We start from the raw sequence: 21573 nt of genomic DNA, 5'->3' as shown, positions 1-21573 counted from the left end.
CCATCGTCGCGACGGGCGTTCTGACCGCCGTCCGCCACCAGATTCTTGTCTCGCGCGACCGAACCACCGCCCGCAATGGCTCGCGAATCCAGTTCCGAGCGTGGCGAGGACAGCTGGGGAACGGACGCCGTCCAGAACGCCACTGACGAACTGCGCGAGGAGCTCGCGGACGCCAAACGCGACGCCTCCGGGAAGAAGGAGGAGGCCATAGAGAAGGCCGAACAGTACCTCGAGAAGGCCGAGAACGCGCTCCAGAAGCGGACGTAGCGACGCGCGCCGCCGGCGCCCGGTCAGCCGCGCTCCTCGAGGACGCGGTCGACGATGTCGCCGGTGGAGAGCAGTTCGCCGTCGTAGCGCCGCTCGCGGCCGGACGCGCGGCGGACCTCGCAGTCGATGCCGCGGGCCGCGAGCTCGGCCTCGATGGCCTCCGGGTCGTGGTGCTGGTCGTAGCCGAGCGCGATGACGTCCGGGTCGATCTCCTCGATGGGCGCGAAGATGTCCTCGGGGTGGCCGACTCGGGCGTGGTCGACGACGTCGATCGCGGCGACGACGTCGCGGCGCTGGCGGTTCGGGAGGATCGGCTGTTCTTTGTGCGTGACGTTCTCGCGGCGCGCGACGATGACGTGGAGCTCCTCGCCCATCGACGCCGCGTCCGAGAGGTAGTGGATGTGGCCGGGGTGTACGAGGTCGAAGGTCCCCTGCGCGACGACTCGTCTCATTCGAGTTCTTCGTCGATGTCTTCCTGGGTGAAGTCGAAAAACGATTCGGGTTCCGGGAGCGGCACGTTGTACACGTCGAGGTTCCGGGGTTCGCCCTCGCTGTCGAACGCCCGCCAGCAGTCCCGGTCGTAGGGCGCCCCGAGGATGACGTGGACGTCCCCGCGCCCGAACATCGACCGGTCGGCGTCGGAGGGCGCGAGCACGCCGTTCGGGTGGGAGTGGACGCTCCCGACGGTGCGCATGTCGTTGGGGACCTGGCTCGACTTGAACGTCGCGCTCACGGGGTTCGTCTCCGTGCCCGGCACCATCAGCACGTCCGTGACGAGGTAGCCGTCCTCGACCGGGAGGTCGAACTCCTTCGCTGGCGTCGCGCGCAACAGCCCGAGGTACTCGTCCGGGTGGCTGTCTTCGGCGGCCTCCATCGCGAACTCCAGGGTGTCCGCGGCGATGCCGACCACCGCGGGCCGCCCACCGAACAACATACCAGCCACTCCGTGACCGCGACTGTTGAGCGTTCCGGAACGCGCGACCGCGCGACCGCCAGCGGACGGTCCTCGGTTCGCCCGCGTACGCGGCGCTCGCGGCGATACGTCCTTGAAAAGGGTTAAAAACGCCCGCGCCGAATTCGGTACCAAGATGACTGACGCTCCAGGCGACGGCGGCGCGCCGCCCGTCGTCGTCGACCTCCACCCGGCGTGTACCGCCGCGGAGGTCGAACCCGACGAGTACTACCACGCGACGGTCAACGGCGTCGTCGACTACGGCCTGTTCGTGGACCTCTCCGAGCACGTCTCCGGCCTCGTCCACGAGTCCACCTACGACGGCGGCACCTTCGAGGTCGGCGACGACGTCGTCGTGAAACTCACCGAGGTCCGCGAGAACGGCGACCTGAGCTTCGAGCTCGCCGACCTCGACGACTACGAGACCGTCGCCCGCGAACACGACTACGACCGGGTCGCCGCGGACGACGTCGGCGACCGCGTCGGCGACACCGTCCACCTCGAGGGCGAGGTCGTCCAGATCAAGCAGACCGGCGGCCCGACCATCTTCCGCGTCCGCGACGAGACCAGCGCCGTGCCGTGCACGGCGTTCGAGGCCGCCGGCGTCCGCGCGCACCCCCGGATCGAGGTCGGGGACGTCGTCCACGTGGAGGGCGTCGTCGAGGAACGCGAGGGGACCTACCAGGTCGAGGTCACCGCCATCGAGGTCCTCGACGGCGAGGACGCGGCCGACGTCGCCGACCGCCTCGACGCCGCGTTCGCCGAACACGCCGAACCGCCGGAGACCGAACCGCTCGTCGACTGGCCGGCGCTCGAGGGCATGCTGCCCGAGCTCCGGTCGGTCGCGCGCACGCTCCGGCGCGCCGTCCTCGAGGGCCGCCCCATCCGGATGCGCCACCACGCTGACGGCGACGGCATGTGCGCCAGCGTCCCCGTCCAGTACGCGCTCACGCAGTTCATCGAGGACGTCCACCAGGACGAGGACGCCCCCCGCCACCTCCTCAAGCGCCTCCCGAGCAAGGCCCCCTACTACGAGATGGAGGACGCCACCCGGGACCTGAACTTCGCGCTCGAGGACCGCGCGCGCCACGGCCAGAAGCTCCCCCTCCTGCTGATGCTGGACAACGGCAGCACGGAGGAGGACACGCCCGCCTACAAGGCCCTCGACAACTACGACATCCCCGTCGTCGTCGTCGACCACCACCACCCCGACCCCGAAGCGGTCGACCCCCTCGTCGACGAACACGTCAACCCCTACCTGCACGGCGAGGACTACCGCATCACCACGGGGATGCTGTGCGTCGAACTCGCGCGCATGCTCTACCCCGGGCTCACCGACGAACTCGAGCACGTCCCCGCGGTCGCCGGGCTCTCGGACCGCTCGAAGGCCGACGAGATGAGCCAGTACCTCGAGCTCGCCCGCGAGGCCGGCTACGACGAGGACTTCCTCCACCAGATCGGGGAGGCCCTCGACTACGAGGCGTACATGCTCCGGTACGACCCCGGCACGGAGCTCATCTACGACGTCCTGAACGTCGACGGCGACGAGGACCGCCACCGCGAGCTCGTACCGTTCCTCGCGAACCGCGCCCACGAGGACGTCGCCGAACAGCTCGACGCCGCGATGAGCCACGTCGAACACGAGCGCGTCGCCAACGGCGCGAACCTCTACCGCATCGACGTGGAGAACCACGCCCACCGCTTCACCTATCCCGCGCCCGGGAAGACGACCGGCGAGATCCACGACCGCAAGGTCGAGGAGACCGGCGAGCCCGTCATCACCATCGGCTACGGACCGGACTTCGCGGTGCTGCGCAGCGACGGCGTCCGCCTCGACATCCCGACGATGGTCGCCGAGCTCAACGACGAACTGCCGGGCGCCGGCGTCTCCGGCGGCGGCCACCTCGTCGTCGGCTCCATCCGGTTCGTCCCCGGGATGCGAGAGCCGGTGCTGGACGCCCTCATCGAGAAGATGGCGGAGGCCGAACTCGACGAGGAGCTCCACAGCGCGCCGAAGCGCTGACTCACGGGCCGACCCGGTCCGGCGGCTCGGGCTCGCTCCCGCGGTCGCGTCCCGCCTCGAACTCGATGCGCGTCGCACACCAGCCAGCCGCGAGGCCGGCGGTAGCGACGACGGCGGCGAGTCCGACCGGGAGCCGCCACGCGCCGCCCCGCCAGTCCGCCCGGAACGCGCGCTCGTAGTAGCCGGCGACGGCGTCGTCGTCGACCACCACGACCACCTCGCGGTTCTCCGTGGCCGCGTGGTCGTTCCAGTTCAGGCTGCCGACGAGCGCGCGCTCGCCGTCGACGACGGCGCCCTTCACGTGGATCTTCTCGAAGCGCGACCGCGGCTCGACGAGCTCGGCCTCGAGGTCCAGGTCCTCCGCGGCGGCGACGCGGTTCAGCCGCTCGGTGGCGTTCCGGTTCTCCGCGCGGTTGTACCACTTCCCGGACAGCAGCACGCGCACGCGGACGCCGCGCCGCGCGGCGTCGATGGTCCAGTTCGCGAACGCGCCCCGCGGGTCGAGGCGGGGCTGTTCGACGAGCAGCGACTCGTCGGCGGCCCCCACGAGGTCGCGGACGCCGCGGCGGGCGTTCTCCGGCGCGAGTAGCACGCGGACCCGGTCGGCACTCGCGGCCGTCGCGGGGAACCGCGTCGGGAAGTCCGCGGTCGCGGCGCCGCCGTCGACGGTCGTGAAGTTCCCGCGGACGGCCCGCCACGGCCTCGCGTCCGGCCAGCCGGTGTCCGCGCGGAAGACGGCCGCGAGGTGGTCCGCGACGCCGGCGTCGTCGACGGTGACGCCCCAGCCGCGGTTGCCGTGGCCGCCGGTGCCGCCCGGCTGCCAGTTCTCCGAGAGCACGACCGCGCGGTCGTCCGCGACGGCGTACTTCGCGTGGTGGAAGCTGTACCGCGCTCGTTCGCCGTCGACGACGCGGACCTCGACGCCCGCCGCGTCGAGGGCGGTCAGGCGCTCGGCCTCGGGTTCGGGCGCGCCGCCGGCGACGCCGCCCTCCACGAGCACGCGCACGTCGACGCCGCGGCGGGCCGCGTCCACGAGCGCGCTCGTCGCCCGGGCGGACGTGAACGTGTAGCCGGCGAGGTAGAGGCGGTCGTCCGCCGACTCGAGGACGTCCACCGGCGGTCCGGGCGCGTCCGGCAGCGCGAACGCGGTCACGGCCGCGTCGGTCGCGGTGAACGCGTCGAAGTCGGTGGCGCCCAGCGGCGTCCACGCGTCGCCGTCCCAGGATTCGGCGGTCGGCGCGCCGGGGTACGCGAGCGCGTCGACCGTCCGGTTCCCGTCGCGGAGTTCGACGCGCTCGCCGGCGTTCGACAGCGAGAGGTCGCCGGACAACCCCACGACGCGGTGGTCGGTCCGGTTGCGCGCCGCGGCTGGGTCCGTCGAGAGCGCGACGGTCCCCGAGAGCGTGCGGTTCGGGAGCGCCGCGGCGCCGTGGTCGTCCGCGATCGTCCAGCCGGTTGTGTCCGTCGGCTCGTCGAAGCGCACGACCACGAACTCGCCGGCGTCGCCGTCGCTGGCCGGGTTCGGGGCGACGCCGACGACGGTGGCCGACGCGAGCGCGACGGCGACCAGCACGCGGACGAGCACGCCACTGGCTGGCCGCGCCACCGCACTTCAAACTACGGACGGGGACGCGGCGCGGAAGACGAGTGAGTCGGTGACGCGTCCTCGAGAACGAGTGGTCGGGTTAGGCGGCGCGGGGGACGAGTGGTCCGCTCACGCGGCGGCTTCCGCCTCGTCGCCGTCGAGCGCCTCGACGGCCTTCCGGGCCTCCGTCTCGACGATGTACGAGCGGTCGTCGCTGTGCTCGGCGGCGGCCTCGAGCGCGCGCTCGGTGCCGATCTGGACGAGCGCCCACGCCGCGGACGCGCGCACCTCGTCGGCGTCGTCCTCGGCGAGGACGTCCGCGAGCGGCTCGATGGCGCGCGTGTCCCCGATGAGGCCCAGCGAGCGCGCGGCGCGGCTGCGCACGCTGTCGTCGTCGGCGACCAGCTGGTCGGCGACGTCCTGGGTCGCCTCCTCGCTGCCGATCTCGCCAACGGCCTTCAGCGCGGTCTTCTGGAGGTCCGGGTTGCTGTCCGCGTCCACGAAGTCGACGACGTGCTCGAGGCCGTCCTCGCTGCCGATCTTCCCGACGATCTCGATGGCCTTCGTGTCGCGGCGTTCGGCGCGCTGGCCGACCTCCTCGAGGGCCTCCTCGCTCGCGACGCGCTTCAGGGCCTCGAGGCAGTGGCGCTCCATGAACTCGGAGTCGCCCATGTGCTCGAGGCACAGCAGGATCATCTCGACGTTCCCGCGCTGCTCCCACTCCTTGAGCGCCGTCCACTCCGGCGGGAAGTCCTTGTGCTTCTCGCCCATGACCTCGTAGTAGCCCTCCGCGCGGAGCTTCTGGCGGACGGAGAGGTCGTCCCACTCCTGGGCGTCCTCGACGCCGGCCTCGAGGTCGTCGGTCGCCTCGACGAGCGCGGCGATGGTGTCGGCGTCCTCGTCCGGGTCGAGGTCGTTGTACTCGACCGCGTCGACCACGTCGTCGAGTTCGTCGACGAACGCGTCCGTGTCGGCCTCGTCGCCCCCGACGAACGACTCGCCGAGCGGGTCGCCGGCCGCGTCCAGGAACGCCGAGACGGTCTCGCGGAGCTCCTCGAGGCCCTGGTCGGTCCACTCCGTCGACTCGATGGTGGACTGGGCGTCCTCGACGGCGGCGACGACGTCCTCGGCGTACGGGCCGCGCTGGGACTCGAGTCCGTCCCGGAGGTCCGAGAGCCGCGCCTCGAGTTCCTCGGCGGGCGACTCCTCCTCGTCGTCGTCCGGTTCCGGGAGGTCGGCGGCTTCGAGATCGGACTCGACGCCGTCCAGGGTCGTTTCGACGTCGTCGAGGTCGGCCTCGGTCTCGGCGTCCTCGAGGGCCGCTTCGGCGTCGTCGAGGCGTTCCTGCAGCGTCTCCGCGTCGACGTCCGGCACGGGTTCGTCGGCCTCGTCGTTGGGTTCCTCGTCCCCGTCGCTCATACCAGTTCGTTCCGCCAGCGCGCCTATGAGCGTTTCCCTTCGGGCCGCCAGTACAGGCGCGGCGCGAGCGCGAGGTACGCCAGCGCCCACGCCAGCAGCGCCTTCGGGAACACCCTCGAGAAGACGGACGGCACCAGCACCGCGGCGGCCTGCACGACGCCCATCGCGAGCGCGTCCCGCGGCAGGAGGTCGGGGTAGGTCACCGGCGACACCATCAGCACGGTGAGCGCGGCCGTCGCGCCGACCACGACGCCCGGGTCGGTCACGCCCGCCAGCACGCCGGCGGCGAGCAGGGTCGCGGCGAGCGTCGTCGGGACGCCCTCGGTGTGGTCGTTCCCGGTGTCGTAGGCCGTGTAGAGGCCGAGCCGGACTACGCCGGCCGTGACGAACACCGCGCTCACGGCCACCGCGACGCCGCCAAGCGTGGACTCCAGGCCCCACGCGTCGCCCGCGATGACGGTCACGAGGAACGCCGGCGCGACGCTGAACGACGCGACGTCGGCCAGCGAGTCGAGGTGCTCGCCCGCCGCCGTCCCCCCGTAGCGCCGCGCCAGCAGGCCGTCGAGGCCGTCCGCGATGGCGCCGAGCAACACCAGCCGCGCGGCCAGCGCCACGTCGACCGTCGCCGCCACCACCGCGACGAACCCCAGCGTCGCGTTCGCCGCCGTGACGGCGTCCGCGACGCCCAACCGGGCGACGAAGCGGGGTTGCATGTTCCACGCATCCCGGCGGGCGTCCTTACGTGTTTACATCCGCGACTGGCCCGCGCGGCCGCCGCGGTTCGACGCAGCCCGCGGCCGGCGGCGATTCGACGCCCGGACCAAGCCGCCTAAATGCTCGACCGACCGAGAGTCGAGTATGCAACGCCGGGCGTTCCTCGCATCGGGCGCAGTCGCCGCCGCCGCGTCGCTGGCCGGCTGCATCGGGCCGTCGCTGTCGAAGTCCGCGTACGACGTCGGCATGCAGTCGAACGCCTTCGTCCCCGACCCCGACGTGTCCGGGACGGACGTCCCGACCTTCGAAGCCAGCGTCGGCGACACCGTGGTCTGGGCGAACTCCGGGTCCCGGAACCACACCGTCACCGCCTACGACGACGGCGTCCCCGAGGGCGCGGACTACTTCGCGTCCGGCGGCTTCGAGGACGAACAGGCCGCCCGCGAGGCCTGGGAGAAAAGCCTCGGCGACGGCGGCATCCTCGCGCCCGGCGAGACGTACGAACACACCTTCGAGGTCGCCGGGGACTACTACTACTTCTGTGTCCCCCACGAGGACGCCGGCATGCTCGGGAAGGTCGTCGTCACCGAGTGACGCGGCTCCGCGTCGCTGCGCCGCGACGCAGCCGCTGCTCGCGGCGGCGCGGTTGCGACGGACCGCCGACTCCAGTAGCTGCAGTCGCGAAAAGTGATGGTGGCGCGTCGAGGGGTCAGACGTCTTCGTCGGCGTCCACGGACGTCTCCTCTTCCTCGTGGACCTCCTCGGGGTGGGCTTCCAGCGTCGCCTTCTGGACCTCCACGCGGCGCAGCGGGTAGATGGTGTTCGCCTCGCCGTAGATGGCCGAGGACAGCCGGCCCTCGATGACGGAGTCGACGAGCGCCTCGAACGTGCGCTGTTCGCCGGCCTCCTCGACGAGGTCGATCATCGTGCGGCGGATGGCCTTCTGCTGGCTGTGGTCGGCCTGCTTGGTCGTGTACGCGACCGGCTGGACCTTCACGCGGTAGTCGTCGGTCGTGAGGACCGTGACGGTCGCCTCGATCTTCGAGGAGCCGCGGCGCACGAGACTGCGCTTGTAGTCCCGCGTGAGTTCGTGCTTCACGAACTCCGTGGACGCGGTGTCGCTGCCGACGTCCGTCACCTGGAAGGTGAGCTTGACGTTGTTCTCGCCGCCGTCGACGAGCTCGTCGAGGGTCGTCTCGATGGTTCGGTCGTAGACCTGTTCGGGTTCGTCAGCGGGGGTCTCCCCGAGCTCCTGCCGGTCGAACTCCTCCGGCGCGAGCACGGTGTACCACCGCTTCTCCTGGCTCTGCTTGGATACGGAACGTTCGCTCATGGTTGCTGTGTGGTGTGTCGGTTGGCGTGCTGTGCGACTTCGACTGCCACCGTGAGGTTGACGACGTAGTCGTCGACGGTGGACTGGAGGCCGCCGGTGTCGTCGCGCTCGATGCGCGTGACGACGGCGTCCCCGTCCGTGCGCGTCTCCATCTCTGGCGTGTTGTCGGGGCGGACCGCGGCAGCGACCCGCTCCGGGTCGTCGACGGCCGTGCGGACGGTCGCTTCGCGCCTCATAGCGCACCCCGCACGGTCTCGACGACGTCGTCGTCCTGGTCGGTCTCCGCGACCGCCAGCGAGCCGGTGCCGGCGGACGCTGGCAGGGCGCTCCCGGCGTCCGCGTCGGTCGTCGCGAGCGCGGCGACGCCGCCGCCGACCGCGAGCACGGCCGGCTGCCGGGCGCGGTAGTCGCGGACGAGCCGCGCGACGGTCGCGTGAGCGTCCCCGCAGTCCACGACCTCGAGGCCGCTGTACCGCGAGGGGTCCGCGCGCCGCACCGTGCGGTGCGCGGCCGCGGCGTGGCCCCGCCACGCCTCGACGGCCGCCTGGCTGTCGACGCGGCCGAGCGCGAGCCCGACCCCGAGCCCGGGGGCGTCCCACGCCAGCGCCGCGAGCACGTCGGCGTACCCCTCGACGGTCGCGAACGCGCCGTCGGGGGTCGCGTGCGGCCGCAGCACGTCCGCGACGCGCTCGGCGGCGCGCTCGCCGCCGCCGTCTGTCGCCGCCAGCGCCACGGCGGACGCCAGCCGGCGGCGCGCGCCCTCGTCGAGCTCCGCGGGGAGGTCGAGTTCGGCCAGCAGCGCGCCCGCCGCCTGCTCGTCCCCGGAGAACGACGCGTGCAAGCGCGTCGAGTGCGCGAGCCCCGCCGCGAGGTCCGCGGTCGGGACGCCGACGCCGGGACGCCGCGTCAGGTCCGCGGCCTCCCGGACGTCGCTGGCGGGCTGGCGGCCGTCCGCGAGCGCGCCCGCGAACGCCGCCACGGGGTCGGGGTCCGCTCCCGTCGCCACGGCCGCCTCGTAGGCCTCGGACGGCGCGTCCGCACCGAGGGCCGCGTCCGCGTCCGGCGCGTCGACGCCGACGGTCACGAGGGACGCGTCACCGGGCTTTGCCGCGAGCGCTCGCGCGCCGCGAGCCACGCGCACCTGGAACGGCACGCCGCGCTCGTCGCAGGCCGCCGCGAGCGTCGCCGCGGCGGCGAGGCTCCCGCCGGTCGGCGCCGCCGCGACGCGGAGGAACTCCGCGTCGGCCAGCACCGCCGCGACGTCGCGCTCGCCCGCCCGTGCAGTGCGCCCCGTCGTCGCCATCTATTCGAGGAGCTCTTTCGCCGTCTCGTAGGAGTACGTGAAGTCCTCGTCGAGCTCGTCGCCGCGGTAGTAGTCCGCGAGCCGGCGGATCTTCGACTGCGTGTTCTGGAGCGCGCGCTTGTTCTGGTGGTCCTGGCCGTTCGCCTCGACGTGCTCGTGCAGCCGCACGGCCTTCTCGAGGAGGTTCCGGAAGTCCTCGGGGAGCTCCGGGCCGGCGTCGTTGTCCTCGAGGATCTCCGTGACCTTCTTGCCGGTCGCCAGCTTCACGTCCGGGACCGGCGTCCCCTGCACGCCCTCGTCGCGCAGCTTCAGGCCGATCTGGGAGGGGTCGTACCCCTGCTCGGCGAGCTCCACGACTCGCTGCTCGATGGCGTCCTCGTCTACGTCGCTCCACTCCGGTGGTTCGTCTGCCGCCGGGCGCTCCGAGCCGGAGGACCCGCGGCGGCGCGTGTGCATTCGTGCCATTGTTCGGATTGGAACTACACGAAACGCTGCCGGCACCCGAGGGTACCGGGACACTACCGCAGTCCCAAGCCGCGCCGGCCGGCGTCGAGTCGACGTCGGCGAGTCGCGCGGCGAGTCAGACCTGCGGCCGTGTTGTTCCCTGTCCCCGCGAAGACGCTCGCGGGGGTAAAACGTTTCCATTCGAGGGGGTGCGCCTGCCAGCGAATCGCGGGGTTTATCAACGACCCCGGGCAACGTCAGAGTGCGCTCGCGGGCTCGTAGATCAGTGGTAGATCACTCCCTTGGCATGGGAGAGGCCCCGGGTTCAAATCCCGGCGAGTCCACTCGACGCACTTCGTCTCGGTCCCTCGCCGACGTCCCGCTCGTTTTTTGCGGGAATCCCGGCGAGTGCGCTCGCAGTTCTCCGCCGTGGTCGGGAGCGCCGCCGCTCGGCCGCTGGCCCGGCCCCGGTCGTCCAGCCGCCGACGGAAGCGCGCTCCAGTCCGCGTTCGTCGGGTCGGGAAAACGGAGAGGGTGGGGGACGGGGGTGTGGCAGTCCGGGCGGGTGCCGGAAAGCCGAGCGAGTCCGTCAACGACGGTCAGCAGACCGCGCGTCCGTGCCGTCGCCTCCTCGCCTGGTCCGGCCGTGCCCGGCACGGACGCGGGTCAGCGGAGCGTTCCAGCGGCCGCCGGTCGCGTCCGGCGCGCCGCCGTGTGTGCCGTCGGCGGGAACCGTATTCACTATAGGGTGTCTAAGCGGCCGTCCTGTCGGCTGGTGGCCGGACTGGGGGCGCGTGCGCGCCGGCGGCCGCCCCGATTGGCTGCTGCATAACCAAGGCCGTCGCGGCCCGACGCTGGTGCATGTTCGGGACGAGCGGCATCCGGGGCAGAGTCGGCGAACGGGTCACTGGCGAACTCGCAGTGGCGGTCGGGCGCGCGGTCGCGTCCGAGGGCTACGGGCGCGTGGTCGTCGGGCGCGACACGCGCGAGACGGGCGCGTTCCTCCTCGACGGCGTCGCGACCGGGCTCCGCGAGTGCGGCGCGGACGTCGTCGACGTCGGCGTCGAGGCCACACCGACTGTCGCGCGCGCCGTGGGCGGCCTCGACGCGGACGCGGGCGTCGTCGTCACCGCCTCCCACAATCCGCCCGCGGACAACGGCTTCAAGCTCTGGACCACGAGCGGGCAGGCGTTCGACGAGCGCCAGCGGGCGGCGGTGAGCCGCCGCGTCCGCGAGCGCGAGTTCGACCTCGCGTCGTGGCGGGCGGCCGGCGAGCGGACCGAGCGCGGGGACGCCGCGGACCGCCACGCCGCGGCGGTGCTGGACGCGGTGCCGGCCGTCGACGACTGCTCGGTCGCCGTCGACGTCGGGAACGGCGCGGGGCAGGTGACCGCGCGCGTGCTCGACGACCTCGGGTGTTCGGTCACGTCGCTGAACGCCCGCCCGGACGGCCGGTTCCCGTCGCGGCCGAGCGAGCCGACCGCCGAGGCGCTCGCGTCCCTCCGCGAGTACGTCGCGGCGACCGACCACGACCTCGGGGTCGCCCACGACGGGGACGCCGACCGGTTGATGGCGGTCGACGACGACGGCGAGTTCGTCCCCGGGGACGAACTCCTCGCGCTGTTCGCGCGGGACGCCGCGGGCGACGGCGACGAGGTCGCCGTGCCGCTGAACACGAGCCTGCTCGTCGACGACGTCCTCGACGGGGTCGGCGCGACCGTGACACGGACGCGCGTCGGCGACGTGTTCGTCGCGGAGCGCGCGAGCGAGCCGGGCGTCGCGTTCGGCGGCGAGCCCAGCGGCGCGTGGATCTGGCCCGACGAGACGCTGTGTCCGGACGGCCCGCTCGCGGCCGCACGGGTCGCCGGGCTGGTCGCCGAGCGCGGGCCGCTGTCGGCGCTGCGCGCGGACCTGGGGGAGTATCCGCTGCGTCGCGACAGCGTCGAGACCGACGAGAAGGACGCCGTCGTCGACCGCGTCGCGTCCGCGGTCGCCGAGGAGTACGGCGACGTCGAGCGGATGGACGGCGTGCGAGTCGCGTTCGACGACGGGTGGTTCCTCGTGCGCGCGAGCGGCACGCAGCCGCTGGTCCGCGTGACCGCGGAGGCGCGGGACGAGCAGACGGTCGACGAGCGGTTCCGGGACGCCCGGCGGCTCGTCGAGCGCGCCCGAGCGGACGGCTGACGGGGCTGCTGGACTGCCTCCCGCTCGCGCCGATTCGCTGCGGGCCGTCCCTCGCTGGCGTCAGTTCGTGTGCGTGTTCGCCTCGTACCCCCAGGTGAGGTTGTCGCTGCCCGAGGGCGGCGCGCTCTCGTAGGTCACCGTGATTGCGTCGCTGTCCTTCCCGGAGACGTAGAACGAGCCGGCGGCGGCCGCGCTCTCCGCCCACACGTTCGCGACCACGGCGTCCTCGGCGAGGTCGTGGGGGATGTCGAACGTCCGGCCGCCGTCCCCGCTGGCCGTGTACGTGCCGGTGTCCTCCGTCCGGTAGCCATAGTTGTTCCGGACGACGTTCTCGTCGCTGGACACGTCGACCTCCGTGTTCACGTCGTTCTGGACGAACTTGCAGTCCGTCGCCCCGACCTCGTAGAGGTCGTCCCGGCTGGTCCGCTCGAACTTGTTGTGCGTGACGAGGACGTCCTCGGCCTCGTAGACGAGGACGGCGTTGTCGTCGCCGCGGTTGAACGCGTTCCCCGCCACCAGGCCGGGGTCCCGGACGAGCAGCCCGCGGTTCGCGTAGTTGTCGAGGTCGTTGTTCGAGAACAGGACGTTCGACCCGCCCGCGATGACCACGTACGAGCCGTCGACGTCCGCGAACGTGTTCCCGATCAGCCGCGCCGGCCCGGAGATTCCGCTGGTGCTGATCGCGAAGTCGGCGACGTCCTCGAAGTGGTTGCCCACGAAGTTCGTCTGGCCGATGCGCGAGTCGCCGATCTCGTCGAGGTTGAACGCGCTCGACCCGCAGCCGTTGACGACGTTCTCCGTGACGCCGAAGAACTCGCAGGTGCCGCCGTCGGCGACCCGGAACCGGACGACGTTCCCGTCGACGTCCGTGAAGTCGTTGGCGGCGACGGTGACCTTCGACATCCGCGAGGGGTTGCTGTAGAGGTTCAGCGCCATCTCGTCGATGTCCGTGAACTGGGAGTCGACGACGACGAGCTCGTCGGGGTCGCCGCGGTTCCGGATGGCCGCCTCCTCGAGGTTCCGGAACTCGCAGTCCGAGACGTACGTCGTGTTCGCCCCCGAGATGATGCCGCCCTTCCCGTTCACGAAGCGGTTGTCCCGGAACTGGACGACGCCGCCGAAGTGGACGTCGGCGTCGTTCTCGTAGTACTCGTTGGACTGGAAGGTCAGCAGCCGCGGGAGGCCGTCCTCGCCGGACCCGCCGACGGCGGTGCAGTGGTTGCGCGCGTGGTGGAGGACGTTGTTCCGGACGCGGACGTTCCGCACCGCGTCGCTGAGCGCGACGCCGTAGCCGACGCCGCCGGCCTCGTACGCCACGTCGTGGATCTGGCAGTTCTCGACGGCGGAGTACACCGTCGACGCGTACCGGACCCCGGAGTGGCTGACGCCGTGGATGTAGACGTCGTCCACCAGGACGCGCTCGCTGTACTTGGCGTGGACGCCGTACCGGTAGGCCTGCTGGTCCGCGCCGACCAGTTCCATGTCGCGGACGGTGACGTTCGAGACGGGGTCGATGGCGACCGCCTCCGCGTCGTTGTCGGTCCGGTACGTGTCGAAGAGGCCGCCGGACGTGAGCTCGATCTCCCCGTTGGACTCGTCGACGGCCGTGATGCGACGGATCTCGCCGTACGGCTGGTCGCGGTAGTCCGTCCGGCGGTCCGTGGTCACGAGCACGAGCTCGTCCGCCGCGAACGGCGACGCGTCCGCGACCGAGACGGTGCTGTCGTCCGTCGTCGCGTCGGCCGTCAGCCGCGAGGACGCCGTCTTCTCGCCCTCGAGCCAGAACGCCGCGGTGCCGGCGACCTCGACCGTCGTGCCGGTCCCCATGCCGGCGACGATGGTGTCGGAGTTGAGGTCGACGGGGTCGGTCGCCACGTAGTGGCCGTCCTTGACGGCGATCTTCGAGGCGCCGGCGTCGACGGCGGCCTGCACGACGGCGCTGAACTCGTCGCCGCTCGCGAGCACCTCGTCCTCCCCGTCCGCGTACACGGTCCCATCGTCGTCCTTCCAGACGACGACGTCCGCGCTCCGGGAGTCGGTGACCAGGTGGTCCGTCTTGACCACGCTGCCGTCGAAGCCGTCGACGTCGCCGACGTTCGCGGACTCCTCGACGCTCGTCGACGTCGCCTCGGACGTCGAGTTCTTCGAGGAGAGACACCCGCTGAACGCGGCCATCGAACCGCCGAGTTCCAGTACCTCCCGCCGGAGCATTGACAGGTCGTTCGGCATACGTGACGCCCACAGCGGAGTGCGGTTTACTATACATCTGTTAAGCGGCCGTCGCGGCCACGCTGGGCCGGCGTTCTGCGGGGAAACCGACCGTTTCCGGGGGCCGAACCCGCTCGCTCGTTTAGCTCAACGATAGTAAAGCGGTTCTGAGACGTCCAGTCGGGTAGCGATGACGCGAGATGAGAAACGAACGCGACGAGCGATGCTCGGGAGCCTCGCGACCGCCGGGATGATCGGCGTCGCCGGCTGCTCCAGTTCCGCTTCGTCCCCGTCCACCACGCAGAACCAGACCCGGACGCAGACGCAGACGTCCGCGAACTCGACCGAGACCACCCAGTCGACCACGAACGAGAAGCCACAGGTCGCCGACACGCAGGTGCTCGACGACTTCGAGGACCTCTCGAAGTGGAGCGTCGAGGGCGGGTCGGTGCACGCCGACGATTCAACGAAGTACGCGGGCTCGCAGTCCGCGCGCCTCGAACGCGGCGAGGGGCCGGTGCGGCTGACCCGGAGCGTCGACCTCGACCTCTCCGCGGAGAACCTCTCGCTGGCGTTCCGCATGGAGTCCTCGGGGAACGCGGTCGTCCAGACCCTGCTGCGGGCGCCGGACGAGGACAACCAGCTCGCGCTCGGCGAGGGCGTCAGACAGGAGTCCAGCGGCGACTGGTTCCGCCTGGACGTCGGCGCCCGCGACGTCGCCGGCCTCCCGGAGCTCGAGAACGTCCAGGAGATCGAGGTGCGCGTGCGCGGCGGCGGCCGCGACACGAAGTTCTGGGTCGACGACCTCCGGCGCGTCCCGTCCCCCGACCAGGGGTACGCGGTGCTGTTCTTCGACGACAGCCTGGAGTCGACGTACACGGAGGCCTACGACGCGCTCTCCGAGCGCGACATGCCGGCGACGGTCTCGACCGTGACGAGCAGCGTCGGCGACGACGGCTACCTCACCCTCGACCAGCTCGGCGAGCTCTCCTCGAACGGCTGGGAGGTCTGCTCGCACACGAGCACGCACACGAACCTCGAGGACATCTCCCGGCTGACCGCCGAACAGGAGATCGTGAACGCGAAGGAGTGGCTCGTCGACCAGGGCTTCGAGAGCGGGTCGCGCTGGCTCGTCTACCCCTACGGCGGCTTCAGCGAGGCCGTGACGAACTTCGCGCAGAACCACCACGACCTCGCGTTCCGCTACATGGGCACCCGCAGCGTCGGGTCCGGCCGCGTCACCCAGGAGATGACCGTCTCCCGGGGGGACGCCAGCGACATCGAGGTCGCCAAGCGGATGGTGGACCTCGGCCAGCTCTACAACGACCTGGAGCTGTTCACGTTCCACGACATCACCAAGAGCGGCGAGGGGCTGGCCGTCACGCCCGGCCAGTTCGAGGAGTTCGTCGCGTACCTCGAGGACAGCTCGCTGTCCGTCGTCACTCCGGAGCAGATCCACACCGGCCTCCGCGCGAGCGTCTCCGGGGACGCCTGACCGACCGCGGCCCACCGCGCCGCCGCGGTCGGTCCGCACGGACCGCCGTTTAGCAGCGTTGTAAACGCCGAAACCGTCTTCCCCCATTATCAGCGCGGAGCCGCTACGACACCACCGACATGCGAGACGCAGGGCTTCCATCCGCCGACGTCGACGAACAGCTGCTGCTGGACCTCACGAGCTTCCAGCGCGATTTGCTGTTCGTCGTCGCGGGCCGCGGCGCCGCGAGCGGCCAGGAGCTGAAAGCCGAACTCGAGGAGGCGACCGGCGAGACGGTCCTCCCCGGCCAGCTCTACCCGAACCTCGACGAGTTACAGCGGAACGGCCTCGTCCGGAAGGAGGTCCGGGACGGCCGCACGAACGACTACTCGGCCACCGAGCGGGGCCGCGGCGTGCTCTCGGCGCTCGTGCGCTGGCAGTGCGAGCGCGTCGACCCCGCACTCGCCGAGGCCGACTGGCCGGCGTCCGACGGGCCGACGTCGGACCGACCGAACTGAGGCACGCGCACGGCGAGACCTCGCCGCCCCCCGCCGACTGGCCGAACTGAGGCACGCGCACGGCGAGACCTCGCCGCCCCCCGCCGACTGGCCGAACCGAGGCACGCTCGCGAGCGTGCCTTCGCCGCTGGCCGACCGGCTGGCTTACTCGACCTATAATAACGGCCGGGCGGGTCGAAGGGTGGCGCACCGAGTGACATGTACGAGGGCAACTCCATCGCGGCCGTGATACCGGCGTACAACGAGGAGGGGTTCGTCGGCGACGTCGTCGAGACTCTCCCCGAGTTCGTCGACCGCGCGTACGTCGTCGACGACGCCAGCACCGACGGCACCTGGGCGGAGATCAAGCGACACGCCGAGCGCGTCAACGAGTCCGAGCGGGCGGAGGTCCCCGTCACGGACGGCGGCGTCGAACTCGAGCCCCGCGTCGTCCCGATACAGCACGACGAGAACCGGGGCGTCGGCGGCGCCATCAAGACCGGCTACCTGGCGGCGCTCGAGGACGACGTGGACGTGACGCTGGTCGTCAGCGGCGACGGCCAGACGGAGCCGGACATCCTCGAGCGCATCCTCCAGCCGGTCGTCGACGGCGAGGCCGGCTACGCGAAGGGCAACCGCCTGCTCGACGAGGACCGCGAGGACATGCCGCGGTTCCGGCAGGTCGGGAACTTCGCGCTGACCGTCCTCACGAAGGTCTCCAGTGGCTACTGGCGGATGATGGACCCCCAGAACGGGTCGACGGCCATCTCTCGGGACGCGCTGGACGCCGTCGAGATCGAGGAGATGTACGAGGACTACGGCTACTGCAACGACCTCCTCGCGCGGCTGAACGCGGCGGGCGTGACCGTCGCGGACGTCTCGCGGCGCGCGGTCTACGAGGACGAGGAGAGCCACATCGACTACCGGACGTACGTCCCGAAGGTGTCCGCGCTCCTGCTCGGGAACTTCCTGTGGCGGCTGCGCGAGAAGTACCTCGGCGAGGAGTTCCACCCGCTGCCCCTGTTCTACGTGGCGGGCGCGCTGGCGGCCGGCGGCGGCGCCGCGTCGCTGCTGGCTCGCGCCGTCGGCGAGGACGGCCCGGGCGTCGTCGAGTCGCTGACGCTCGGCGCCGTCGGCGTGTTCGGGCTAGTCGCCGGCATGGTGCTCGACCGCGAGGAGAACCGCGGGATGACCGTCCAGAAGTACGACCGCTGACCGTCGGGGTGCGACGGTCGTCCGCCGGCCGCCGCGGCTCACTCGCCAATTCGGACGTGGTGAGTCAGCTGTCGACCCGGACGTGCTCGCAGTACTCGTCGATGTTGTACTGCTTCTCGACGAACTGCTCGTCGAGGAACCGCGCCGTCCGGTCGAGCCGGGAGTTCGTGTGCTCGCGGAGGCGCTCGACGAAGCTGGCGTCCTCGTCCCCCCAGAGCCCGGGGTGGACGAGCACCTGCATCTTCGCGGCGCGGCCGCCGGCGAGGGGGTGGTCGCCCCGCCAGCGCTGGTTCGAGTCGCCGTGGTAGTCGATCTCCTCGAAGAACCGCCGCTCGTAGGTGCTCGTGAAGCCCTCGTAGCTCTCCCGGAACACCCACTCCGGTGGCCGGTGGAAGGAGACGGCGTTCGCCGGGTCCTCGCAGACCTGCGCGAGCGCGGTCTGCTCGTCCCGGACGCGGTCGACGAGCTCGTCGTCGGTCGGCTCGCCAGCGAAGTGCTGGTGGGTGCTGAAGTGCAGGCCGACGTCGTGGCCGAGCTCCTCGAGCTCCCGGACGAGCAGCCGCACCGGCCTGTGGTGGGGGTTGTACAGCGGCGACGTCACGAGGAAGAAGTACGTCGCGGTGACGCCGCGGTCGGCCTCCATGCGCGCCATCTCGAGGGCGTTCCGGGGCGACCAGTCGACGTCGTGACGGAGGAGCACGTCGCCGTCCTCGACGGGCTGGTCGTACGTCCGGAACCGGTAGCCGGCGTCCCGGAGGTCGTCGAGGAACGACCCGTACCAGTCGAACGTGAACTCGACGGCGTCGGCGACCGCTTCCGTCATGACTCCCCCCCGACGGGTTCCGCCGGCGACCCGACGACGAGCGCGCCCTCGGGGACGTCGTCGAGCACGGTCGCGTGCATCCCGAGTTCGGCGTCGGCGCCGACCTCGACGTCCGTCGCGACGCTGACCTGCGGGTGGACCGTCGCGCGCGCGCCGACGGTCGCGCCGCCGGCGAACCCGCAGCCGCAGGCGACGGTGACGTCCTCGCCGATCTCGGTCTGGTGGGCGAGGTGGACGTTTCCGCTGAGTTTCGCGCCGCGCCGGACCCGCGTCTCACCGAAGACCGCGCGGTCGATGGACGCGTTCGGGCCGACGGTCACGTCGTCCTCGAGGACGACCTCGCCGCCGTGGTACTGCCGCAGCAGGCTGTCGTCGTCCTCGCGGACGTACCCGAACCCGGGCGTGCCGACGACTGCGCCCGCCTGCACGCGGACGCGGTCGCCGAGCCGCACCGACTCGCCGACGACGGCGTTCGGGCCGACGTAACAGTCCGCGCCGACCGTCGCGCCGTCGGCGACGCTCGCGGTCGGGTGGACGCCGGTCTCCGTCCGGCCGTCGTCGAAGAACTCCTCGGCGGCGCGAGCGAAGTCGAGTTTCGGGTCGGGCGACCGCACGAGCGCCCGGTCCTCGAGTTCGGGCAGCGACTCCGGGCAGACGACCACGCCCGCCGACGACGCCCGCACGTACTCGGGATTCTCGTACACGCAGAACGCCATGTCGTCGCCGTCCGCCTCGTCCAGCGCGTCGACGTCCGAGACGACCGCGTCCGGTCCAGTGTGGGCCGCGTCCAGGAAGGACGCGACCGTGCTCGCGGCGACCGTCATGGCGACCGCGGTGCTCGCCGTCTCCGCTCCGTGTGTCGGGGCATCTGTTCCGGTCGCCACTCGACGCCCCGGAGACTTACTTATAGGTCTTGTAAGCGCCTGAACGGCCCTAATTCGTCGCTTCCGTTCCCGTCGACGGTCGGCTCGTCGGCCGGCAGTCGGTCGGGAGCGGCCCGCTCGAGGGCGGTCGGCGTCGCGTGCGCGGTCAGGGCCGGTCGCGGCGTCCCGCGGCCCGGCGGTCCGCCAGCCAGCGCGCCGCCTCGCGCGCCACGGGGAGGCCGTCGTAGAGCCAGAGGGCGAACACGGACGTGAACAGCACCACGTAGAGCGCGAGGTAGAACGTCGCCTCCCCGCTGAGGACGTCCGCCGCGAACGACACGAGGTACGCCGAGAACCGCCCGAAGAACCCCCTGTCGACCGCGTAGCCCGAGAACTCCGCGACCGGCCACAGCACCATGTCGTAGGACGCCTCCCGCTCGATGGCGCTCTCGAGGAGGACGTCACCGGCCAGGTGGGCCGCGTACCCCACGCAGAACGCGAGCCCCCAGCGCTCGCGGCCGGTCCTGCGGGCGAGCGCCGCGGCCGCGGCGACGACCGGGACCGCGACGAACACCGAGTGGCCCGCCCCGTACCCGGTCACGAACACGCCGAACGTCCACGACAGGGGCTTGTCGACGAGGTCCGGGAGCTGTGAGGCGACCGCGAGCAGGAGTGTCGGCCCGCCCGTCGGCGCCTCGCGGAAGGTCGCCCGTGAAGCCAGCGAGTACACCAGGTAGCCGAACGCGAGGTGCCCCCACGGCCACATCGTCAGCTCCCGCCCCCGCCGTCGGGGACGTCGAGCCAGAGCCTGACGGACCGGTGGGCGTTCTCGCGGGACGGGTTCTGGGGCGGGTCGCCGACGTACAACAGGTAGACGACGCGGTAGTCGGACCCGCCGTCGAGGGGCCCGACCTGGTGGTCGACCCGCGCGGTCTCGCCGGGTGCGGCCTCGGTCGTCATCGTGTCGAGGCGATGGGTCGCCTGCACGGAGACCTCGCCGTCGCCGCGCGACACCCGCTGGAGCTCCGCGACGACCGTGTACTCGCGGGCGGTGTCCTCCTGGTTGGTCACCGTCGGGGAGACGGTGCGCTGTTCGCCGGCGTCCAGCGACGACGGCACCGCGTTCACCGTGTACTCGCCGGTCTCGTTCTCCCCGACGAGGTAGAACTCGGTGAACTGCTGGTCCCCGGTGGGCGCCGCGTACGCGAACGCCGCGCCGGCGACAACGGAGAGGACGGCGACGGCGACGAGGAGGTTGAGCGCGACCTCCCGCCGCGACGTCGGCCGTCCGTCCTCGGCGGCGAGCAGCGCCGAGGAGTGGACCGTGAACTGCCCGGCGACCTCGTTGAGGGCGCCGCGGACCGGGACGCCGCTCCGCCGGTCGGTCGGCTTCCCGGCCCGGCGCACGAGCGCCACCGCGAAGCACGCGACGGTGAACGCGCTCACCGCGACGTACACCGACGCGGACCGGACGCCGAACGGCGAGAAGTTCACGACGAGCGCGAGCAGCGCCACGAGCGCGGCGCTCGCGACGACCGAGAGGAGCAATCGCTCGCCGGGCGCGATGCCGTCGAGGCCGGTGTTGCCGCCGAGGTCGTGGCCGGCCTGGCCGCCGACCGGGTCGGACTCGACGCCCCCGGCCGTCGACCCGGACCACCGCGCCGGGTAGACCGCCGCGAGGAAGGCGTACCCGGGGACGAACAGGACGAACGGGAGTGCCAGCGCCGCACGGACCCCGCCCGCGGCGCCGAGCGCGAGCACCGCGACTGGGACGAGAACAGCGTAGGCCGTCCCGAGGACGAGGTCGAGCAGCCACCGGACGTTCTGGGTTGCCATCGTCGGGGGTTCGGCCCTCCGGCAGAAAAGTACAAACCTCATAGCGGGCCGGCGTCGGTGGAGTCGGCGGGGACTGGCGGGCCGACGCGTGACCGACCGGCGCGCGAGAACTGGTCCGGAGGCCGCTCGTGCGCCCGAAACGGACCGCCAGCGCCGAGACCGCTCCGTCGACGCGTTGGCCAGGCCCGGCGACCGCCTCCTCGACGCGTCGGAGCGTCTCAGGGCCGGGTTCGTCGAGGGGCCGCCGGACACGCGGTCGGTCGTGGTGGCGCTGCGCGCCTCGTCGCGGACCCGCTGCCGTGCCGCCAGCCGGCGATACCGCCGAAACGCCCTGTTCGACGGTTTGAGTGGGGCCAGCGGTGGTTTCTGCGCCGGTTCTGCCCGCTCCACTGTGGTGTGTGAACGGTCCGCGTGTTCGCTAACAGGTCTGCTA

The 21573-nt window shown here is 71.9% G+C and carries 21 protein-coding genes and 1 tRNA gene; 8 read left to right on the top strand and 14 right to left on the bottom strand.

From position 1 onward, the window contains the following. The first annotated feature begins 75 nt into the window (after nt 1–75). A complete protein-coding gene (locus U5911_RS09950; RefSeq protein WP_336036881.1) occupies nt 76–267 on the top strand; it encodes a hypothetical protein in 192 nt (63 codons plus the stop codon). A gap of 23 nt (nt 268–290) precedes the next feature. Here U5911_RS09950 and U5911_RS09945 read toward each other — a convergent pair whose 3' ends face one another. Both U5911_RS09945 and U5911_RS09940 read right to left on the bottom strand, forming a co-directional pair. Continuing rightward, nucleotides 291–719: an FAD synthase family protein gene (locus tag U5911_RS09945; protein ID WP_336036880.1), complete on the bottom strand. Its 429-nt coding sequence runs from the start codon at nt 717–719 to the stop codon at nt 291–293. Next, nucleotides 716–1201, bottom strand: coding sequence for a Mov34/MPN/PAD-1 family protein (locus U5911_RS09940; RefSeq protein ID WP_336036879.1), 486 nt, complete (start codon nt 1199–1201; stop codon nt 716–718). Before U5911_RS09940 ends, U5911_RS09945 begins: the two co-directional genes overlap by 4 nt. Nucleotides 1202–1355: 154 nt before the next feature. Here U5911_RS09940 and U5911_RS09935 point away from each other — a divergent pair, with 154 nt between their 5' ends. Further along, complete coding sequence (locus U5911_RS09935) at nt 1356–3242, top strand: DHH family phosphoesterase (RefSeq protein WP_336036878.1); 1887 nt, start codon at nt 1356–1358, stop codon at nt 3240–3242. A gap of 1 nt (nt 3243) precedes the next feature. Here U5911_RS09935 and U5911_RS09930 read toward each other — a convergent pair whose 3' ends face one another. From U5911_RS09930 to U5911_RS09920, 3 genes are all read right to left on the bottom strand, one after another. Continuing rightward, a complete protein-coding gene (locus U5911_RS09930) occupies nt 3244–4827 on the bottom strand; it encodes a phospholipase D-like domain-containing protein (protein WP_336036877.1) in 1584 nt (527 codons plus the stop codon). Nucleotides 4828–4956: 129 nt separating this feature from the next. Continuing rightward, a complete protein-coding gene (locus tag U5911_RS09925) occupies nt 4957–6246 on the bottom strand; it encodes a HEAT repeat domain-containing protein (protein ID WP_336036876.1) in 1290 nt (429 codons plus the stop codon). Between the two features lie 23 nt (nt 6247–6269). Beyond that, the gene (locus U5911_RS09920) at nt 6270–6959 is read right to left on the bottom strand and encodes a protein sorting system archaetidylserine synthase (RefSeq protein WP_336036875.1); all 690 of its coding nucleotides are present in this window, start codon (nt 6957–6959) and stop codon (nt 6270–6272) included. Between the two features lie 145 nt (nt 6960–7104). Here U5911_RS09920 and U5911_RS09915 point away from each other — a divergent pair, with 145 nt between their 5' ends. Then, on the top strand, nt 7105–7554 hold the full coding sequence (locus tag U5911_RS09915) for a plastocyanin/azurin family copper-binding protein (protein WP_336036874.1): 450 nt from the start codon (nt 7105–7107) through the stop codon (nt 7552–7554). 115 nt (nt 7555–7669) lie between these two features. On the opposite strand, the gene U5911_RS09910 is transcribed toward U5911_RS09915, so the two are convergent. The 4 genes from U5911_RS09910 to U5911_RS09895 are packed head-to-tail and all read right to left on the bottom strand — an operon-like array spanning nt 7670 to nt 10061. Next, on the bottom strand, nt 7670–8293 hold the full coding sequence (locus tag U5911_RS09910; protein WP_336036873.1) for a 30S ribosomal protein S3ae: 624 nt from the start codon (nt 8291–8293) through the stop codon (nt 7670–7672). Continuing rightward, on the bottom strand, nt 8290–8529 hold the full coding sequence (locus tag U5911_RS09905; RefSeq protein ID WP_336036872.1) for a KEOPS complex subunit Pcc1: 240 nt from the start codon (nt 8527–8529) through the stop codon (nt 8290–8292). The genes U5911_RS09910 and U5911_RS09905 overlap by 4 nt, the downstream gene beginning before the upstream one ends. After that, nucleotides 8526–9596: a hypothetical protein gene (locus U5911_RS09900; RefSeq protein ID WP_336036871.1), complete on the bottom strand. Its 1071-nt coding sequence runs from the start codon at nt 9594–9596 to the stop codon at nt 8526–8528. Before U5911_RS09900 ends, U5911_RS09905 begins: the two co-directional genes overlap by 4 nt. After that, a complete protein-coding gene (locus U5911_RS09895; RefSeq protein WP_336036870.1) occupies nt 9597–10061 on the bottom strand; it encodes a 30S ribosomal protein S15 in 465 nt (154 codons plus the stop codon). Nucleotides 10062–10312: 251 nt separating this feature from the next. Here U5911_RS09895 and U5911_RS09890 point away from each other — a divergent pair. Both U5911_RS09890 and glmM read left to right on the top strand, forming a co-directional pair. Next, nucleotides 10313–10384 (top strand) — tRNA-Ala (locus U5911_RS09890). A 517-nt stretch (nt 10385–10901) separates the two neighbouring features. After that, the gene (gene glmM, locus U5911_RS09885; protein WP_336036869.1) at nt 10902–12224 is read left to right on the top strand and encodes a phosphoglucosamine mutase; all 1323 of its coding nucleotides are present in this window, start codon (nt 10902–10904) and stop codon (nt 12222–12224) included. Between the two features lie 60 nt (nt 12225–12284). On the opposite strand, the gene U5911_RS09880 is transcribed toward glmM, so the two are convergent. Continuing rightward, nucleotides 12285–14453, bottom strand: a complete 2169-nt coding sequence (locus U5911_RS09880) for a right-handed parallel beta-helix repeat-containing protein (RefSeq protein WP_336036868.1) — start codon at nt 14451–14453, stop codon at nt 12285–12287. Between the two features lie 202 nt (nt 14454–14655). On the opposite strand from U5911_RS09880, the gene U5911_RS09875 reads away from it, so the two are divergent. The 3 genes from U5911_RS09875 (at nt 14656) to U5911_RS09865 (ending at nt 17618) form a co-directional block, all read left to right on the top strand. Beyond that, the gene (locus tag U5911_RS09875; RefSeq protein ID WP_336036867.1) at nt 14656–15927 is read left to right on the top strand and encodes a polysaccharide deacetylase family protein; all 1272 of its coding nucleotides are present in this window, start codon (nt 14656–14658) and stop codon (nt 15925–15927) included. Nucleotides 15928–16046: 119 nt separating this feature from the next. Continuing rightward, nucleotides 16047–16424, top strand: a complete 378-nt coding sequence (locus U5911_RS09870; protein WP_418771533.1) for a PadR family transcriptional regulator — start codon at nt 16047–16049, stop codon at nt 16422–16424. A 198-nt stretch (nt 16425–16622) separates the two neighbouring features. After that, on the top strand, nt 16623–17618 hold the full coding sequence (locus U5911_RS09865) for a glycosyltransferase family 2 protein (RefSeq protein WP_336036866.1): 996 nt from the start codon (nt 16623–16625) through the stop codon (nt 17616–17618). A 64-nt stretch (nt 17619–17682) separates the two neighbouring features. Here U5911_RS09865 and U5911_RS09860 read toward each other — a convergent pair whose 3' ends face one another. The 4 genes from U5911_RS09860 to U5911_RS09845 all read right to left on the bottom strand — a co-directional run bounded on the left by U5911_RS09860 (nt 17683) and on the right by U5911_RS09845 (nt 21140). Further along, on the bottom strand, nt 17683–18441 hold the full coding sequence (locus U5911_RS09860) for a polysaccharide deacetylase family protein (RefSeq protein ID WP_336036865.1): 759 nt from the start codon (nt 18439–18441) through the stop codon (nt 17683–17685). After that, nucleotides 18438–19265: an LpxD N-terminal domain-containing protein gene (locus U5911_RS09855; RefSeq protein WP_336036864.1), complete on the bottom strand. Its 828-nt coding sequence runs from the start codon at nt 19263–19265 to the stop codon at nt 18438–18440. The genes U5911_RS09860 and U5911_RS09855 overlap by 4 nt, the downstream gene beginning before the upstream one ends. A gap of 205 nt (nt 19266–19470) precedes the next feature. Further along, nucleotides 19471–20070, bottom strand: coding sequence for a metal-dependent hydrolase (locus tag U5911_RS09850; protein WP_336036863.1), 600 nt, complete (start codon nt 20068–20070; stop codon nt 19471–19473). A gap of 2 nt (nt 20071–20072) precedes the next feature. Then, a complete protein-coding gene (locus U5911_RS09845; protein ID WP_336036862.1) occupies nt 20073–21140 on the bottom strand; it encodes a DUF1616 domain-containing protein in 1068 nt (355 codons plus the stop codon). Nucleotides 21141–21573 lie beyond the last annotated feature (433 nt).

The organism is Halobacterium yunchengense, from assembly GCF_037031165.1.
Classification (GTDB): Archaea; Halobacteriota; Halobacteria; order Halobacteriales; family Halobacteriaceae; genus Halobacterium; species Halobacterium yunchengense.
Note: the sequence above shows the minus strand (reverse complement) of the source record. Positions and strands in the feature narration are given on the sequence as shown.

Coding starts and splice junctions, on each gene's coding strand:
- U5911_RS09950 (WP_336036881.1), top strand. CDS start 76: ATGGCTCGCGAATCCAGTTCCGAGCGTGGCGAGGACAGCTGGGGAACG.
- U5911_RS09945 (WP_336036880.1), bottom strand. CDS start 719: ATGAGACGAGTCGTCGCGCAGGGGACCTTCGACCTCGTACACCCCGGC.
- U5911_RS09940 (WP_336036879.1), bottom strand. CDS start 1,201: ATGTTGTTCGGTGGGCGGCCCGCGGTGGTCGGCATCGCCGCGGACACC.
- U5911_RS09935 (WP_336036878.1), top strand. CDS start 1,356: ATGACTGACGCTCCAGGCGACGGCGGCGCGCCGCCCGTCGTCGTCGAC.
- U5911_RS09925 (WP_336036876.1), bottom strand. CDS start 6,246: ATGAGCGACGGGGACGAGGAACCCAACGACGAGGCCGACGAACCCGTG.
- U5911_RS09920 (WP_336036875.1), bottom strand. CDS start 6,959: ATGCAACCCCGCTTCGTCGCCCGGTTGGGCGTCGCGGACGCCGTCACG.
- U5911_RS09915 (WP_336036874.1), top strand. CDS start 7,105: ATGCAACGCCGGGCGTTCCTCGCATCGGGCGCAGTCGCCGCCGCCGCG.
- U5911_RS09910 (WP_336036873.1), bottom strand. CDS start 8,293: ATGAGCGAACGTTCCGTATCCAAGCAGAGCCAGGAGAAGCGGTGGTAC.
- U5911_RS09905 (WP_336036872.1), bottom strand. CDS start 8,529: ATGAGGCGCGAAGCGACCGTCCGCACGGCCGTCGACGACCCGGAGCGG.
- U5911_RS09900 (WP_336036871.1), bottom strand. CDS start 9,596: ATGGCGACGACGGGGCGCACTGCACGGGCGGGCGAGCGCGACGTCGCG.
- U5911_RS09895 (WP_336036870.1), bottom strand. CDS start 10,061: ATGGCACGAATGCACACGCGCCGCCGCGGGTCCTCCGGCTCGGAGCGC.
- glmM (WP_336036869.1), top strand. CDS start 10,902: ATGTTCGGGACGAGCGGCATCCGGGGCAGAGTCGGCGAACGGGTCACT.
- U5911_RS09880 (WP_336036868.1), bottom strand. CDS start 14,453: ATGCCGAACGACCTGTCAATGCTCCGGCGGGAGGTACTGGAACTCGGC.
- U5911_RS09875 (WP_336036867.1), top strand. CDS start 14,656: ATGCTCGGGAGCCTCGCGACCGCCGGGATGATCGGCGTCGCCGGCTGC.
- U5911_RS09870 (WP_418771533.1), top strand. CDS start 16,047: ATGCGAGACGCAGGGCTTCCATCCGCCGACGTCGACGAACAGCTGCTG.
- U5911_RS09865 (WP_336036866.1), top strand. CDS start 16,623: ATGTACGAGGGCAACTCCATCGCGGCCGTGATACCGGCGTACAACGAG.
- U5911_RS09860 (WP_336036865.1), bottom strand. CDS start 18,441: ATGACGGAAGCGGTCGCCGACGCCGTCGAGTTCACGTTCGACTGGTAC.
- U5911_RS09855 (WP_336036864.1), bottom strand. CDS start 19,265: ATGACGGTCGCCGCGAGCACGGTCGCGTCCTTCCTGGACGCGGCCCAC.
- U5911_RS09850 (WP_336036863.1), bottom strand. CDS start 20,070: ATGTGGCCGTGGGGGCACCTCGCGTTCGGCTACCTGGTGTACTCGCTG.
- U5911_RS09845 (WP_336036862.1), bottom strand. CDS start 21,140: ATGGCAACCCAGAACGTCCGGTGGCTGCTCGACCTCGTCCTCGGGACG.